This is a genomic window from Streptomyces mabaensis (assembly GCF_053763515.1).
On record NZ_JBSOPZ010000010.1, the window covers coordinates 186,256 to 200,441 of the forward strand.

17 protein-coding genes are annotated in these 14,186 nt (G+C 72.0%); 8 read left to right on the top strand and 9 right to left on the bottom strand.

Features of this window, described 5'->3' with window-relative positions; translation table 11 throughout:
* Positions 1 to 47: 47 nt before the first annotated feature.
* Positions 48 to 527 (bottom strand): SPW repeat protein, encoded by a 480-nt coding sequence (locus tag ACWV17_RS11715; protein WP_455359587.1) that lies wholly within the window; start codon positions 525 to 527, stop codon positions 48 to 50.
* 316 nt (positions 528 to 843) lie between these two features.
* On the opposite strand from ACWV17_RS11715, the gene ACWV17_RS11720 reads away from it, so the two are divergent.
* Complete coding sequence (locus ACWV17_RS11720) at positions 844 to 1,047, top strand: cold-shock protein (RefSeq protein ID WP_107014974.1); 204 nt, start codon at positions 844 to 846, stop codon at positions 1,045 to 1,047.
* Between the two features lie 94 nt (positions 1,048 to 1,141).
* Here ACWV17_RS11720 and ACWV17_RS11725 read toward each other — a convergent pair whose 3' ends face one another.
* Genes ACWV17_RS11725 through ACWV17_RS11735 form a run of 3 tightly spaced genes read right to left on the bottom strand, consistent with a single transcriptional unit; the run spans position 1,142 to position 2,780 of the window.
* Positions 1,142 to 1,915 carry a metallophosphoesterase family protein gene (locus ACWV17_RS11725; protein WP_455359588.1) on the bottom strand — a complete coding sequence of 258 codons (774 nt, stop codon included), beginning with the start codon at positions 1,913 to 1,915 and terminating at the stop codon, positions 1,142 to 1,144.
* On the bottom strand, positions 1,912 to 2,166 hold the full coding sequence (locus ACWV17_RS11730; protein ID WP_455351710.1) for a hypothetical protein: 255 nt from the start codon (positions 2,164 to 2,166) through the stop codon (positions 1,912 to 1,914). The genes ACWV17_RS11725 and ACWV17_RS11730 overlap by 4 nt, the downstream gene beginning before the upstream one ends.
* Positions 2,163 to 2,780 carry a nucleotidyltransferase family protein gene (locus tag ACWV17_RS11735; RefSeq protein ID WP_455359589.1) on the bottom strand — a complete coding sequence of 206 codons (618 nt, stop codon included), beginning with the start codon at positions 2,778 to 2,780 and terminating at the stop codon, positions 2,163 to 2,165. The genes ACWV17_RS11730 and ACWV17_RS11735 overlap by 4 nt, the downstream gene beginning before the upstream one ends.
* Before the next feature lie 195 nt (positions 2,781 to 2,975).
* Here ACWV17_RS11735 and ACWV17_RS11740 point away from each other — a divergent pair, with 195 nt between their 5' ends.
* From ACWV17_RS11740 to ACWV17_RS11760, 5 genes are all read left to right on the top strand, one after another.
* A complete protein-coding gene (locus ACWV17_RS11740; RefSeq protein ID WP_455359590.1) occupies positions 2,976 to 3,866 on the top strand; it encodes an SDR family oxidoreductase in 891 nt (296 codons plus the stop codon).
* Positions 3,867 to 3,887: 21 nt separating this feature from the next.
* Positions 3,888 to 4,988, top strand: coding sequence for an FUSC family protein (locus ACWV17_RS11745; protein ID WP_455359591.1), 1,101 nt, complete (start codon positions 3,888 to 3,890; stop codon positions 4,986 to 4,988).
* 47 nt (positions 4,989 to 5,035) lie between these two features.
* Positions 5,036 to 6,238, top strand: coding sequence for a carboxylate-amine ligase (locus ACWV17_RS11750; protein WP_455351706.1), 1,203 nt, complete (start codon positions 5,036 to 5,038; stop codon positions 6,236 to 6,238).
* Between the two features lie 86 nt (positions 6,239 to 6,324).
* Positions 6,325 to 6,651, top strand: coding sequence for a plasmid stabilization protein (locus ACWV17_RS11755; protein ID WP_455351705.1), 327 nt, complete (start codon positions 6,325 to 6,327; stop codon positions 6,649 to 6,651).
* Between the two features lie 58 nt (positions 6,652 to 6,709).
* The gene (locus ACWV17_RS11760) at positions 6,710 to 7,315 is read left to right on the top strand and encodes a flavodoxin family protein (RefSeq protein ID WP_455351704.1); all 606 of its coding nucleotides are present in this window, start codon (positions 6,710 to 6,712) and stop codon (positions 7,313 to 7,315) included.
* 57 nt (positions 7,316 to 7,372) lie between these two features.
* Here ACWV17_RS11760 and ACWV17_RS11765 read toward each other — a convergent pair whose 3' ends face one another.
* Positions 7,373 to 8,053 carry a UdgX family uracil-DNA binding protein gene (locus ACWV17_RS11765; RefSeq protein WP_455359592.1) on the bottom strand — a complete coding sequence of 227 codons (681 nt, stop codon included), beginning with the start codon at positions 8,051 to 8,053 and terminating at the stop codon, positions 7,373 to 7,375.
* A gap of 81 nt (positions 8,054 to 8,134) precedes the next feature.
* On the opposite strand from ACWV17_RS11765, the gene ACWV17_RS11770 reads away from it, so the two are divergent.
* Positions 8,135 to 9,361 carry an FUSC family protein gene (locus ACWV17_RS11770; protein WP_455351702.1) on the top strand — a complete coding sequence of 409 codons (1,227 nt, stop codon included), beginning with the start codon at positions 8,135 to 8,137 and terminating at the stop codon, positions 9,359 to 9,361.
* A gap of 28 nt (positions 9,362 to 9,389) precedes the next feature.
* Here the strand turns inward: ACWV17_RS11770 and ACWV17_RS11775 are convergent, their stop codons facing one another.
* The 4 genes from ACWV17_RS11775 to ACWV17_RS11790 form a co-directional block, all read right to left on the bottom strand.
* The gene (locus ACWV17_RS11775) at positions 9,390 to 9,662 is read right to left on the bottom strand and encodes a DUF6766 family protein (RefSeq protein ID WP_455359593.1); all 273 of its coding nucleotides are present in this window, start codon (positions 9,660 to 9,662) and stop codon (positions 9,390 to 9,392) included.
* A 94-nt stretch (positions 9,663 to 9,756) separates the two neighbouring features.
* Entirely contained in the window at positions 9,757 to 10,632 is an 876-nt protein-coding gene (locus ACWV17_RS11780) for a hypothetical protein (RefSeq protein WP_455359594.1), read from the bottom strand.
* Between the two features lie 88 nt (positions 10,633 to 10,720).
* The gene (locus ACWV17_RS11785) at positions 10,721 to 12,289 is read right to left on the bottom strand and encodes a hypothetical protein (RefSeq protein ID WP_455359595.1); all 1,569 of its coding nucleotides are present in this window, start codon (positions 12,287 to 12,289) and stop codon (positions 10,721 to 10,723) included.
* Between the two features lie 125 nt (positions 12,290 to 12,414).
* Positions 12,415 to 12,876, bottom strand: coding sequence for an ATP-binding protein (locus tag ACWV17_RS11790; protein WP_455359596.1), 462 nt, complete (start codon positions 12,874 to 12,876; stop codon positions 12,415 to 12,417).
* A 136-nt stretch (positions 12,877 to 13,012) separates the two neighbouring features.
* Between ACWV17_RS11790 and ACWV17_RS11795 the strand changes: the two genes are divergently transcribed.
* Positions 13,013 to 14,104 carry a glutamate--cysteine ligase 2 gene (locus tag ACWV17_RS11795; RefSeq protein WP_455359597.1) on the top strand — a complete coding sequence of 364 codons (1,092 nt, stop codon included), beginning with the start codon at positions 13,013 to 13,015 and terminating at the stop codon, positions 14,102 to 14,104.
* The last annotated feature ends 82 nt before the right edge of the window (positions 14,105 to 14,186 follow it).

The window sequence follows — 14,186 nt, forward strand, 5'->3', positions numbered from 1 at the left end:
CGGTCTCGTGGGAGGCCGGGGCCCTGGGAGTGAGCAGGCTGGGTGCGTCAGCGCATGTTCATGCCCTCGTCCGCGCCCGGTCGGACTCGGCCGGCCCGACGGCCGCCCCCGGACTGGCGTCCGGCCATGGCGGCCATGGCCACCGCCAGCAGGAGTGCCACGCAGCCGACGATGATGTTGCTGACCACGCTGCGGACCGTGTCGACATTGCCGGCGACGACCCACGGCGAAATGATCGTCCACGCGCCGATTACGGCGGCGGCCCAGGCCATGGCGTGGGTGCGCTCGTACGCCGAGCCGAACCCGCCCATGCACAGGGCGTAGCAGATGCCGGTGATCAGGTTGCTGACGGCCAGCGTGGTGAGGCCGTTGAAGCCGGCGATCCACGGCGAGGCCGCCAGGTACAGACCCGTCAGCAGAGCCAGCGTCTCGATGGCCTGCGCGCGGGGGGTCGTGGTTGCCCGTTCGAACCGAGAGCGCATCTCGGCGAGGTCGGGGTGTTGCTCGATACTCGGGTGGGTGGTCATTGCGGGCCGCCTCCAGGTAGAAGCCTTTATCTGCCCTTTACGTCCTATGTAACGCTTATGCGCCCATTCCGGTCAACTCGGGGAGCGGCTCTATCGCCGAGCAGGCGGAATCCGGCCTGCGGCCTGATCCTTCCGGTGGCCGGGACGCACCTGGCCGTGTAGCGTCACGTGCAGCTGTCGTGGTTCCGAAGCACCAGTCGCTCGTGCGCTTGTGTGGCACGGGCGTTTTTGCTGTTCAGCGTCTCTGGACCAGGGCGATCACCTCCGGTTCCCGCAAGGTGCGGGAACCGCTACGAGTCCCCTTTGGAGGAGACACATGGCCAGCGGAACCGTGAAGTGGTTCAACTCGGAAAAGGGCTTCGGCTTCATCGAGCAGGACGGCGGCGGCCCCGACGTCTTCGCCCACTACTCGAACATCGCCACCCAGGGCTTCCGTGAGCTCCAGGAGGGCCAGAAGGTCACGTTCGACGTGACCCAGGGTCAGAAGGGCCCCCAGGCGGAGAACATCGTCCCCGCCTGATGCCTTGACGCGCAGGGCCCGCACCCCGATCCGGGGCGCGGGCCCTGCGCCGTTCCCGGCGCCGGAGCGCACGAGGGCGGCCGATGACCGCAGTTCACAGGCCGGCCGGGACGGAGTGCACCGCCGTCCGGGCCGGATCCTGGCCCCTGACATGAAGGTGGTACACGGCGAAGGCCCGGTCGATCACCGGCTGGGCGACGTTGCGGACGCGCACCCCGCCGACGGTCATGCCGTGCTCGGTGCCCAGATGGGCGTGCCCGTGAACGGCCAGATCCGCGCCCGCCGTGTCCATGGCCTCGGCGAGCAGATAGCTCCCGAGGAACGGGTAGATCTCCAGCGGCTCCCCGGCCAGGGTGTCCGGCACCGGCGAGAAGTGCGTCAGGGCGATCCGTACGTCGCAGCCGTCCTCCGCCAGCTCCTCCAGGGACCGGCGGAGGCCGTCCGCACAGCGGCGGGTGTAGCGGACGAACGCCTTCATCTCCGGTTCACCGAACTCGCCCGCGCTGCGCCCGGCGAAGCCGCCGCCGAACCCCTTGGTACCGGCGACGCCGAGCAGGGTGCCGCCGATGTCGAACCGGACGCCCTCACCCTCCAGGACGGTCACTCCCGCCTCGGCGAGCACGGCCGTGACCGCCTCCTCCTGGTCGCTCTGGTAGTCGTGGTTGCCCAGGACCGCGACGACCGGCACCGGCAGGCCCGCCACCTCGCCGGCGACCACACATGCCTCCTCCACGGTGCCGTGACGCGTGAGGTCGCCCGCGAGCAGCAGTACGTCGGCTGAGTTCGCCAGGGTGTCGAAGGCGGGCCGCAGCAGGCCCTCGCTGTCCTTGCCGAGATGAATGTCGCCTACAGCTGCCACACGGATCACGCCAGCTCCTCGGGGCCGTCGGGGGCATTGGAGTGGGCCACCGTCAGATCGTCCAGGACGGACAGCCCGGTCAGTTCGGTTTCCGCGATGCGCAGGATCTCGTCCCGGCACGCCATGGTGGACACCGTGCCGGAGAGCAGGACCGCCGCGCCCCGCATCTCGATGCGTACCCCCAGTTCCGCGATGTCCTCGCTCGCCAGCTTCTCTCGCAGGTGGGCGATGCGGTACTCGGTGTTCTCCCCCTGTGTCATGAGCGTTCCTCCTGGCGGTCGATCACGCCGAGGCGTTCGAGCAGATAGAGGAAGGCGTCGGGCATGGGCGAATCCCGGTGCTCGCGGCGCAGCTGGGCCCAGTCGATCCTTTCCCTCAGGGTCCGGGCGATGGGCAGCAGCGGGCCGAAGTCGCAGTGGTGCTCGGACAGGGCGTACAGCAGGCTGCCCAGCAGGTCGTCCGGCGCCAGGACCGGCATGTGCACCGAATCCACCGGAAGCATCTGCGCCCGTCCGAGCAGTTCCGAGGTGACCGGCCGGTGCGCCAGTTCGAACATGAGGTCGATCTCCTCGCCGCCCGACCTGGCCTTGATCAGCCAGTCCTCCGGAGGATGCCGGACCTCGATACCGGCCTGCTCCAGGGTTCGCACGACGTCTTCCTCATCCTCGCGCCGCACGGCGAAGTCGGTGTCGTGCTGAAGGTTGGCCGGCACGCCGTGTGCGTACGCGGCGACGCTGCCGGCGAGTGCGAAGGGATAGCCCGACGCCTTGAGCAGGCTCGCCACCCGCTTGGTCGTCTCCAGGATGGCCTGGGTGTGATCCGCGGGCAGGGGCCCCTCGCCGTGCCGAGTGGCGTCTTCGGAGTTCTTCTTCACCTGGTCTCCGTTGCTCTGCGTCCTGACCGCCGGCCGGGCGGGACCGGCAGCAATCCGCGTACCCTTTTCCCATCAAATGATCCCCCATCGGGTCCGGCCCGGCCCGTACCCGCCCCGAGGGGTTTGTTCACCGGCTTCCGGGAACGCGAGGGTTGTCGCAGGCTTCACCAGTCGTCGCCAGCCAGGAGGGCCGCCGTGGCAGAGCAGGGCCGTGGACCGCAGGATCCCGTGACCAAGCACCCGGAACCGGAGTTCCCGCAGCAGGAACAGGCCCATCCCGGATGGACCGGGCCGATGGATCCGCCGCCCGATCACGGCGAGGACTCCTACCGCGGCAGCGGCCTCCTGGAAGGCCGCACGGCGGTCGTGACCGGCGGCGACTCCGGAATCGGCCGGGCGGTGTCGCTGGCGTTCGCCCGCGAGGGCGCGGACGTGCTGTTCACGTATCTGCCGTCCGAGGAGTCCGAGGCCCGCGAAACGGCACGGCTCGTCGAGGAGGCCGGGCGGAAGGCCGTCCCCGTGGTCTGCGACATCCGCGACGAGGAGCAGTGCCGTGCACTGATCGAACGCGCGGTCGCGGAGTTCGGGGAGATCCACGTCCTGGTCAACAACGCCGCCTACCAGATGTCGCAGCCGGACGGTATCGGCGCCATCTCCACTGAGCAGTTCGACCGGGTCGTGCGGACCAACCTGTACGGCATGTTCTGGCTGTCGAAGATGGCACTGCCGCACATCCCGAAGGGCGGCAGCATCATCAACTCCGCCTCCGTGCAGGCGTACAAGCCCAGCCCCCACCTGCTCGACTACGCGATGACGAAGGGCGCCATCGTCACCTTCACCCAGGGACTCGCGCAGATGCTGGCTCCGGACGGCATCCGCGTCAACGCGGTCGCCCCCGGCCCGGTCTGGACGCCGCTGATCCCCGCGACCATGCCGGACACCGCCGAGTTCGGGAAGCAGTCCCCGCTGGGGCGCCCCGCCCAGCCGGCCGAGATGGCACCCGCCTACGTCTTCCTCGCCTCACCGCAGGCGAGTTACATCACCGCGGAGATCGTCAACGCGACCGGCGGCACACCCCTGCCCTGATCCATGCGCTGGTGGCGAGAGGTGACGTGGGAGGCCGCGGCGGTCGGCCGCTCCATGCGGCGGGCCCTGACAAGCCCCGGCCCCGAACGCGACATGACCACCCAGTCCCTCAAGGCGGCCGGGGCCGCCGTGCTCGCCTGGGCCGTGACGGGATGGTGGTGGGACGCGCCGATGGCGCTGATGGCCCCGTGGGCGGCGGTCGTGCTGGTGCAGAGCACGGTCTACCGCTCGCTGCGGTCAGGGCTCCAGCAGATGGTCGTCATCGCCGTCGGAACCGTACTGGCCGCGGGCGCGGCCACGCTGACCGGCAACACCATGGCCGCGATGGCCATCGCGCTGCCCCTGACGGTGCTGCTGGGCAACTACGCGCGCTTCGGGGAGCAGGGCCTCTACGCGCCGACCACGGCTCTGTTCGTCCTGGCCTACGGCGCGTACTCCGGCTTCGACATCCTGCACCGGCTCCTGGAATCCCTGATCGGCGGACTGATCGGCATCGGCGTGAACGCGCTGATCCTCCCGCCCGTGCACCTGCGCAGTGTCCGTGACTGCCTGGACCGGCTGCCCCGGGAAAGCGCCGACCTGCTGCGCACCATGGCGGAGCAGATCGAAGCCGGTTACGACCGGCAGCAGGCCGAGGCCTGGTGCGATCGGGCGTACCGCCTCACCGACGTCCTGGCGGATCTGCGCAGCGCCCGGATGTGGACCCGCGAGAGCTACCGCCTCAACCCGGCCCGCCGGCTGCGCCGCGCCGGTCCGCCGCTGCCCTCCGCGGACTGGGACACCGGCTGGGAGCGGATCGCCGAACACCTCGTGTCGTTCACCCGGACCCTCGCCGACGCGGCCGGCGAGCGCCGCAGACTCGCCGCGCCGCCGGACGACGCGCTCGCCGACGTGCCGGAGCTGCTGCGCCGTACGGCCGACGTGTGCGCCGCGTACGGGGTCCCCGGCGGGGCGGCCGGGGACGGTGCCCGCGAAGAGCGTGCCCGGGCCGTGCGGCGGGCCTGGGACACGCATGCCCGGATCAAGCGCAGGCTCCCGGAACAGGACCCGGAGACGGCCACGTCGCTCGGCGGCCTGCTGGCCGAGGCGCAGCAGCTGCTGTACGAGCTCGCCGGCGAGTGATCGAGGCGCGGAAGGTTGCCTGGTGAGGGATGGGGTACACCCGCCGCATGACCGCTGTCGAGCCGTACACGCGTGAAGGCCACCGGCCCGGTCCGGAGCCGAAGCCGGGGCCCGGACCAGTGCTCAGCCCGGCCTCCGGTGGCGAAATCCTCGTACCGACGATCGGCGTGGAAGAGGAGTTCCTGCTCGTGGACAGCCGCAGCCGGGCCCCGGTGGCCCGTGCGGACCAGGTGATCGAGGCCGCCTCGCGCGTGCTCGGTGACCAGGTGCAGACCGAGTTCTACCGGGGACAGGTGGAGGTCTGCACCCGCCCGACCGCCTCGTGCGCCGACCTGCGTGGCCAGCTGGCCGGACTGCGGGCCACGGCGGCCAGGGCGGCCGAGGACGCGGACTGTCTGCTGATCGCCTCCGGCACCGCCGTGGTGCCGCCCAAGGAACCGCTGCCGATCACGGACGACGCGCGCTACCGGCGGATGGCGCGCGCGTTCGGCGCCCTCGTGGACGGCAGGGGCGGGGTGACCTGCGGCTGTCACGTGCACATCGGCACCGCCGACCGGGCCCAGGCGCTGGAGCTGGCCAACCATCTGCGCCCCTGGCTTCCCGTGCTCCAGGCGCTCGTGGTCAACTCGCCCTTTTCCGCCGGGCACGACAGCGGATACGCCAGCTGGCGCTCGGTCGAGTTCGGCCGCTGGCCGACCGTCGAACCCCCGCCGCTGCTGGATGTCCCGGGCTACGAGGAGACCGCCGAATCGCTCGTCGCCTCTGGGATCCTGCTGGACCGCCGGATGATCTACTGGTTCGCGCGCCCGTCCGAGCACGTACCGACGCTTGAAGTACGGGTGGCGGACGTCAACGCGGACCTGGACACCACCGTGCTGTACGCGGCGCTGGTCCGCGGTCTGGCCGCGACCCTGCTGGCCGAGGCCCGCGACATCGGCGCACCGCCGCCGGACATTCCGGCCGGCCGGCTGCACGCGGCTCACTGGCATGCGGCCCGGTACGGCACCGCGGGGCCGAGCCTCGACGCGTTCACCGGACGTCAGGTGCCCGTCCACGTCCTGATGAACGACCTGGTCGAGCGCGCGACACCGGGGCTCGCGGCGGCCGGCGACCTGGAACTCGTACGGGAGCTGCTCGCCCGGGCCCGCCGCCTCGGCACCGGCGCCGACCGCCAACGGGCCGTCTACCGCCGCAGCGGCGGCCTGCGGGACGTGGTCGACCACCTGGCGGCGGCGACCGGAGCGGCCTGAACCGATCCCGTTTGCGGGGGTGTGCCGCGCGGCGCAGGGTAGACGGGAAGCGTCCCAGTCACGCACGACCTCGGAACGGAGTCACCATGCCTCGCGGTTCAAGCCCCAAGCGGGAACGCCAGTACGAACACATCAAGGAAAGCGCGGAGCAGCGGGGCGAGAGCGAGAAGCGCGCCGAGGAGATCGCCGCCCGCACGGTGAACAAGGAACGCGCCCGCTCGGGCGAGTCCCGCACCGCGAGCAAGAGCTCCACGCAGGACCCCAAGTCGGCGTCGCAGCGCGGCGGCGAGCGCTCCCACAGCGGCTCGCAGGGCCCGACCTACGACCAGCTGTACGCCGAGGCGCAGCGCCGCAACATCCACGGCCGCTCCTCGATGAACAAGGCCGAGCTCAAGCGCGAGCTGGGCCAATGAACCTCTGAGCCGCCGCACGGCAACCGCACTACAACTGCACCGCAATGAAGGGCGGAACGTGAAAGCGCTGGTCGTCAACTGCACACTCAAGAACTCCCCGGAGCCGTCCAACACCCACGCCCTCGCCACCGTGGTGGCCGACCGGCTGGGCGAACTGGGCGCGGAAGTCGACTTTGTGCGCGCCGTCGACCTGAACATCAAGCCCGGCGTCACCTCCGACGCCGGCGACGGCGACCAATGGCCGGACGTACGCGAGAAACTGCTGAACGCGGAAATCCTGATCATGGCCTCGCCCACCTGGCTCGGCCGGCCCTCCTCGGTGGCCCAGCGGGTCCTGGAGCGGATGGACGCCATGCTGTCGGAGACCGACGACGAGGACCGCCCGGTCGCGTACAACCGCGTCGCCGGAGTCGTGGTGACCGGTAACGAGGACGGTGCCCACCACGTCATCAGCGAGATCTCCGGTGCCCTCGCCGACATCGGCTACACCATCCCCGGCCAGGCGTGGACGTACTGGCACCTGGGACCCGGCGCGGGCCCGGACTACCTCGACGACAAGAGGGGACACGAGTGGTCGCACCGGACCGGGCGCACCATGGCGGCGAATCTGTACACCACCGCCCGCGCCCTGGCCCAGAATCCGCTCGGGCCCCCGGAGCAGTGACCGGCGGGACGTGACCGGCCCGGCCGGCCTCAGTCCTCAGTCCTCAGTCCTCAGTCCTCAGTGCAGAGCGTCCGCGGCCACCCGGAGATCGGCGACGAGACCCGCGTACGCGGCTTCGCGATCGTCGGACCGCAGCACCGCCGAGGGGTGAAGGGTGGCCACGACGTGCCCCTTCACCTCCTCGGCGCGGCCGTCCCCGCCCTCGCGCGCGGGCAACGGGAGCAACGCGCCCCGGTCCTTGGCGACCCGGAACGACCGTCCCAGCAGCGCCTTTCCGGCCGTGGCACCGAGCGCCACCACCACCTCCGGGGCGAGCAGCTCCAACTCCGCGTCGAGCCACGGCTTGCAGGCGGTCACCTCCCGCAGACTCGGAGCCTTGTGGATCCGGCGCTTGCCCCGCTCCGCCACGGTGAACTTGAAGTGCTTGACCGCGTTGGTGACATAGACCGGGTCCTGATCCAGGCCCGCCTCCTTCAGCGCATCCCGCAGCAGCCGGCCCGCGGGCCCCACGAACGGCTCGCCCTGCCGGTCCTCCTGGTCACCGGGCTGCTCGCCGACCAGGACGATCCGCGCCGCCGGGTCGCCCGCGCCGAAGACGGTCTGGGTGGCGTTCTCGAACAGCGGGCACCCCTTGCAGCCCGCTGCGGCGCGTCGGTACGCCTGGAGCCCGCCGCGGCGGGGAACGTACGGGGTGGCGTCGTACGCCTCTCCTGCCGCATGTGCCTCGCTCCCGCTCATCGACGTCGCCTCCCGGGCCGTCCGCCCCCGTTTCACCCAGGGGTACCCGCAGCCGGCGGGTTCATCCCGGAAAGGACTGGTGTGCCCGCACCGAAAGATCCACTGCGCGACCTGGTCCGACGGCACCGGGAACCCGCCGTCGTCCAGACCGTGCGCTCCACCGCCGCCGCCGTCATCTCGTACGTCGTCGCCCTCCGGCTGAGCAGCGAGCCCGCGCCGCTGACGGCGCCGCTGACCGCTCTGCTGGTCGTCCAGGTCACCCTGTACTCCACCCTGACCACCGGCATCCGCCGGGTGAACTCCGTGGTGGCCGGCGTCCTGATCGCCATCGGATTCAGCGCGCTGGTGGGCCTGACCTGGTGGAGCCTGGGGCTGGTCATCCTGGCGTCGCTGGTCATCGGCCGGTTCGTCAAGGTCGGCGAGTTCGTGCCCGAAGTCGCGATCAGCGCCATGCTCGTGCTGGGCGTGGCGCAGGTGACCTCGACGGCCTGGGACCGGGTGGTGGAAACGCTCATCGGCGCCGTGGTGGGACTGGCGTTCAACGTCCTTCTCGTGCCCCCCGTATGGGTGAGCTCCGCGAGTGAGGCGATCATCGACCTGGCCGGTCGGATGACCAGACTGCTGGGGCACATCGGGGACGAGCTCACGGAGCACACACCGGTCGAACAGGCCGCGGCCCGGCTGCACGAGGCCCGGCGGCTGGACCACGACATCGTCCAAGTCGACGCGGCGCTCCAGCAGGCCGAGGACAGCCTCCGATTCAATCCACGGGTCAAGGAGGGGCTGCTCTCCCGTCTCGTCCTGCGCACCGGCCTGGACGCCCTGGAGATCTGCGCGGTTGTGCTGCGCGTGTCCTGCCGGACCCTGACCGATCTCGCCAAGACGCGCACCGACGAGCCGCTCTTCCCGCCGGAGATCACCTCCGCCCTGCAGGAGCTGTTCGGCCATCTGGCCGGCGGGATCGAGAGCTTCGCCGTACTCATCACCACCCAGGTCAGCGCGAACGCCGAGGACGCCGAGGCGCGCCTGACCGCCGAACTGGCGGCCGGACGCGAGAGCCGCGACCGGGTGGCCCAGCTCCTGCTGGACCGGCTCCGGCAGGATCCGGTCCACTGGCAGCTGCACGGGGCGCTGCTGTCCGAGGCCGACCGGGTACTGGACGAGCTGGACGTCGAGAAGCGCTCCGAGCGGCTGGTGGAGGAACTCGACCGGCACTCGCGCGAACAGCTGGCCCGCTACCCGCAGCTGGAGCGGCTCAAGCGGCGCGTGCGCAACAGCGTGATCCGGGGGGACGAACCCGAGGACTGACACCGGCCGGCATCCGCCGCGCCGGGGCTCAGCCCTCGATGCCCGTGGAACTGTGGGCCGTGCCGACGGGCTTGGACTCCGGTGAACCGCGCTGGCGCAGATAGACGGCGAGAATCGCCATCGCCGCGACGGCCAGCAGTTCGGACTGCCAGTTCTGCAGCGTACGGCTCCAGAAGCCGGCGGAGGTGACGTAACCCTGCCAGCTGATCGGAGCCTGCAACTCACGCAGCTGCACCTCGTTGTGGGCGACCACGCCGGTGACGGACTGGGCGAACCAGGGCAGCAGGAAGATGAGGCACATAACGGTGCGCGCCGGCGGCGGAACAGCCGGCGAGCGCGAGGCACGCGAGGCAGGTGAGCAGTCTCCGTACCGGAATACCCATCGCGACACCCGGTCAGCTGCCGGTCCTCGTCGGGCCGGCCTCCTGCTGACGGTTCGTCAAGGCGGAGCCGGCCAGGCCCGCACTCACCGCCGCGAACACCACCGCCGTCACACTCGCCCCCACGAAGCCCTCGCCGAGACTGCTCTCGGGCAGACGGACCGCGCCCAGGCCGGACAGTCCCTGGACGACGACGACCCCGACGGCCGTCGCCGCCGTCGCCGCCCACACCGGCGCCGTGTCCTGCGCGGCCAGCCAGAGGGCGAGCACGAGGCAGCAGACGGTGATGGCGAGGGCCAGCGCATCGATGTAGCCGCCCGAGATCAGGTGGTCGAGATCCGTCGGCAGGTGGATCACACCGCAGACGAACAGCGCGGCCGCCGCGGGCATGCGCAGAACGGATCGCAGCGCCGGGGCGCCGGGCCGGCCGGGGCGATGGAGGTGACCGTGGTCGTGGCCGACCGCCCGGCCGGGGCTTTCGGCGCCGCTCGACGGTTCCCGCTGCCGGGCGGCCGCGTCGGCGGCGGATCCGGCGGGGGCGGGCCTCGTGTCCTGGTTCTCCTCGGCGCCCAGGACGCTCACCAGCGCGGCGACCTCCTCGATCGGCCGGCCGACGGCCGCGGCGCGCAGCGCCGTACCGGCGTCATCGGCCTCCTGGCCGGGGGAGGTGCCCAGCAGGGCGACCAGCTGCATGACCTCGTCCACGGGGCGGGCCACGGCGGCCGCGCGCAGCGCTTCGTCGCCCGGGCTGGTCAGCTCTCCGGTCTGCCGCAGCAGGGTCACCAGCGCGGCGACCTCCTCGATCGGACGGTGGGTGGCCGCCGTCCACAAGAGCGTGCGTATCGGACCGGACTGCTGGTCGTGGCCGGACCGGGCCGGTGGGGAGGACATTGGCGCGGCTCCTTCGCCGGACTTCACGGGCGTGGACACACACCGTGCTGGTCGCCGTGTGCCATGCGCGGCGCACGTTCTGTCACATCTAACGGCTCTTCGGATCCGCGTGCCATCCGGCCGCGGCAGACGAGGCACCCGGCGACGCGGAGGTCGCGCCGGGGGACGTACCGGGGGACAGATAGGCCCGCAGATCGGGCCGGCCCGGCAGGTCGGGAAGCGGGTGGAGCCGCCAGCCGCGGGCGAAGTCCGGCGGTTCCGCGCGGCCCCACACCAGCATGGCCACGGGCCGGCCACGCGCCGCGGCTGTGAGCCCCGCCGGCGTGATGCTGCCGTCGTGGCCGCCGGTCTGACGCGAGGCGCACCCGGCACGGAAGGCGACCATGATGGCCTGCTCCCCGCTCACGATGCAGGGCGCGCGCACGCCCTGGCGGTTCAGCTCGGCGGCCACCGCCCTGAACGCCGCGTGGGCCACGCGGCTGCGGCTGGTCACGCTGTCCAGAATCAGGTACTGGACCGTCAGATGGGCGGCCAGCGCGAGCGTGAGTACGCCGATCACGAGCGGGCGCGGCTTCACGGTGGTGGCCAGCCAGGACAGGCACACGGCGGTCGGCAGCGCGAGCAGTGCGTAGGCGGGCAGCAGGAAGCGCGGCGCGGCGTAGCCGATCAGCAGCAGATACGGAACCGCGAGGGCCAGGCCCGTCACGGTCGGCACCAGCAGCACCGCCGTGCGGCGGGCGCGCCGGGCCACCAGCACCCCGCCCAAGGTCAGCAGCGGCAGTACGAACCACCACACCGCGGTGAGCGGCTGACGCCAGGGCACGTCGCAGGGGCGGCACAGCGTACGTCCCTCCAGGCCGCGCAGCTGGTCGGCGAAGGCCAGGTTCCACCCCAGGTCGCCCTGGATCTCACTCGCCCGGTCCAGCCGGGCGAACAGACCGCCGTAACGGACGTACGCCTCGATCACCCACTCCGCGGCGCCGAGCGCCGCCGCGCCGGCCAGCGTGAGGAGCAGCGCCGGGCGCCGCCACGCCCTGACCCACAGCGCGGCGACGGCGAGCGGCGCGGCCAGCCAGACCGCGTCCGTGGGCCGCATCAGCGCGGCGAGCGCCACGCCGGCGCCGAGGCCGGCCAGTGCCGCGCGGTCGGACGGGTCCCGGGCGGCCCGGAGGAAGCAGCCGGCCGCGATCAGAGCCCCGAAGGCGACCCACAGGTTGGGCATCACCGCCGGACCGTAGAAGACGGTGAACCACAGCCCGGCGAACAGGGCGCCGGCGAGCGCGAGCACGCGGCCGGGCAGCAGCCCCCGCCACACCCACAACGACAGCAGCAGACCGGCGCCCGACAGGAAGGCCAGATAAACGCGCAGGGCAGCCACCGACGAGGTCAGCACGGTCACCGGGGCGACCAGGAAGGTGATGCCGCGGGCCCGTGGCGCGCTGAAGAACGCCGCGGGCGCGTCCGGGCTGACCTGGCTGACGTACACCGTCTCGTCCCAGCCCAGGCCCGAGCCGGGCAGTACGAGCACGAGCTGGACCAGCGTGTACGCGGCGGCGACACCGGCAGGCCAGGCGAAGTCGCGCGCGGCTCCCCGGCTCCGGCCGGGGCGGCCCTTCGCCCCGCGCGCGCTCGGCACCACGGCTGAGGTCTGAGTCATGGCCGGGCCTCACGGGGGATCGGGGACAGCGGACGGCTCCACGTGCCCACCACGCTGCACCCGCCGGGCGGCCCCGGCCACCGGAGCCCGCTGGTCGGGGGAAACAGCCGCTGGGACGAGCGGGCTCAGCGCACCCCGGCGATGGACCGGTCGGCCCACACCAGATGGCCGGCGCGGCCGGCGTGCGCCCCCCAGTCGTCCGCGAGCGCGTCGACCAGCACCAGACCTCTGCCGTGCTCGGCGAACGTGCCGCCCGACGGCCGCCAGGAGGCGGTCACCTCCGCCGGGTCGAAGCCGGTGCCGGTGTCGGACACCTCCAGGCGTACGAATCCGTCCGTCCGGGGAGCGGTCAGCAGGTACAGGCTGAGGGCGAGGGTGACCGGCGCGGTCCCGTGCCGCACGGCGTTGGTGACCAGTTCACTGGCGATCAGCAGCAGGTCGTCGACGAGGTGGAGCAGCCGCCACGAGGCCAGCTGCTCGGAAACGATCCCGCGGGCGACGGCGGGGGCGTCGTCACCGCCGGGAAGACGGCACGACGCGCAGGACTCCGGACCCCTGCTGTGGTGAACGGCGAGTGTCGCGGTCATCACCTTCACCTCCTAGGAGTGGTTCGTCACCGCCCCACCACCGGATTGGGATGACTGCGGGCCCCCAACGGGGGCAAACGTGTGACACCTCGGCCCCCGTCGGGTGATCGAGCCGGAACCGCGGAAGGGCAGTGTTGTGCGCAGCGTCGGAGTGGAGGAGGAACTCCTCCTGGTGGATGCGGAGACGAGCGAGCCGCGGGCCCTGTCGACGGCGGTGCTGGCCGCTGCCGCCCGGGGGAGCGGCGGCGAGGAGCACGCCTTCGAGAAGGAGCTGCACCGCCAGCAGCTGGAATTCGCCACGCACCCCCAGACGGGGATGGGCGAGCTGGCCGCCGAGATCTCGCGGTGGCGCACGGAGGCCAACCGTCACGCGGGGAAGCTGGGGGCGGCGGTGGTCGCTCTGGGGACCTCACCGCTCCCGATCGGCCCCGCCATCAGCTCGGGCGAGCGGTACCGCTGGCTGGAGGAGCACTTCGGGCTGACCGCTCAGGAGCAGATCACCTGCGGGTGCCATGTTCATGTGTCGGTGGAGTCCGACGAGGAGGGCGTGGCGGTCCTGGACCGGATCCGGCCCTGGCTGTCCGTACTGCTCGCGATGAGTACGAACTCGCCGTTCTGGCAGGGCGAGGACAGCGGGTACAGCAGTTACCGAAGCCGCGTCTGGGGCCGCTGGCCGACGTCCGGTCCGGTGGAGACCTTCGGTTCCGCGGACCGGTACCACGAGCAGGTCCGGGCCATGGTCGGAACCGGGGCGCTGCGGGACGAGGGAATGATCTACTTCGACGCCCGGCTCTCCCACAAGTACCCCACCGTCGAGATCCGGGTCGCGGATGTGTGCCTGGACGCGTCCACCACGGTGCTGCTGGCCACGCTGGTGCGCGCACTGGTGGAGACGGCGGCGCGCGAGTGGCGCGCGGGCGAGCCCCCCGCCGGCCACGGGGTCGGCCTGCTGCGCCTCGCCGCCTGGCGGGCCGGCCGGTCGGGACTGGACGGCCTGCTGATCCATCCCGGCAGCATGTGTCCCGCGCCCGCCGAAACGGTCGTGCGGGCGCTGTTCGACCACGTACGGGACGCGCTGGAGGACTGCGGCGACCTGATCGCCGTCCAGGAGGGTCTCGCCGGACTGCTCAAGACCGGCAACGGCGCGCGTGTCCAGCGCGATCTGCTGCAGCGGACCGGCAGTCTGCGCGACGTCGTCGCCGCGTGCGCCCGCCGGACCTGTGGCTAGGCCCTGCCCGGGGCCGTACCTCTACCGGGTGACCGCTTCTCCCCCCGCTAAACGCTCCCGGGCGGCTCCTAGTGTCCTGAGT

Bases quoted from the DNA above. Each gene is read 5' to 3' on its own strand.
- ACWV17_RS11715 (WP_455359587.1), bottom strand. From the start codon at position 527: ATGACCACCCACCCGAGTATCGAGCAACACCCCGACCTCGCCGAGATG.
- ACWV17_RS11720 (WP_107014974.1), top strand. From the start codon at position 844: ATGGCCAGCGGAACCGTGAAGTGGTTCAACTCGGAAAAGGGCTTCGGC.
- ACWV17_RS11730 (WP_455351710.1), bottom strand. From the start codon at position 2,166: ATGACACAGGGGGAGAACACCGAGTACCGCATCGCCCACCTGCGAGAG.
- ACWV17_RS11750 (WP_455351706.1), top strand. From the start codon at position 5,036: ATGACCGCTGTCGAGCCGTACACGCGTGAAGGCCACCGGCCCGGTCCG.
- ACWV17_RS11755 (WP_455351705.1), top strand. From the start codon at position 6,325: ATGCCTCGCGGTTCAAGCCCCAAGCGGGAACGCCAGTACGAACACATC.
- ACWV17_RS11765 (WP_455359592.1), bottom strand. From the start codon at position 8,053: ATGAGCGGGAGCGAGGCACATGCGGCAGGAGAGGCGTACGACGCCACC.
- ACWV17_RS11775 (WP_455359593.1), bottom strand. From the start codon at position 9,662: ATGTGCCTCATCTTCCTGCTGCCCTGGTTCGCCCAGTCCGTCACCGGC.
- ACWV17_RS11780 (WP_455359594.1), bottom strand. From the start codon at position 10,632: ATGTCCTCCCCACCGGCCCGGTCCGGCCACGACCAGCAGTCCGGTCCG.
- ACWV17_RS11785 (WP_455359595.1), bottom strand. From the start codon at position 12,289: ATGACTCAGACCTCAGCCGTGGTGCCGAGCGCGCGCGGGGCGAAGGGC.
- ACWV17_RS11790 (WP_455359596.1), bottom strand. From the start codon at position 12,876: ATGACCGCGACACTCGCCGTTCACCACAGCAGGGGTCCGGAGTCCTGC.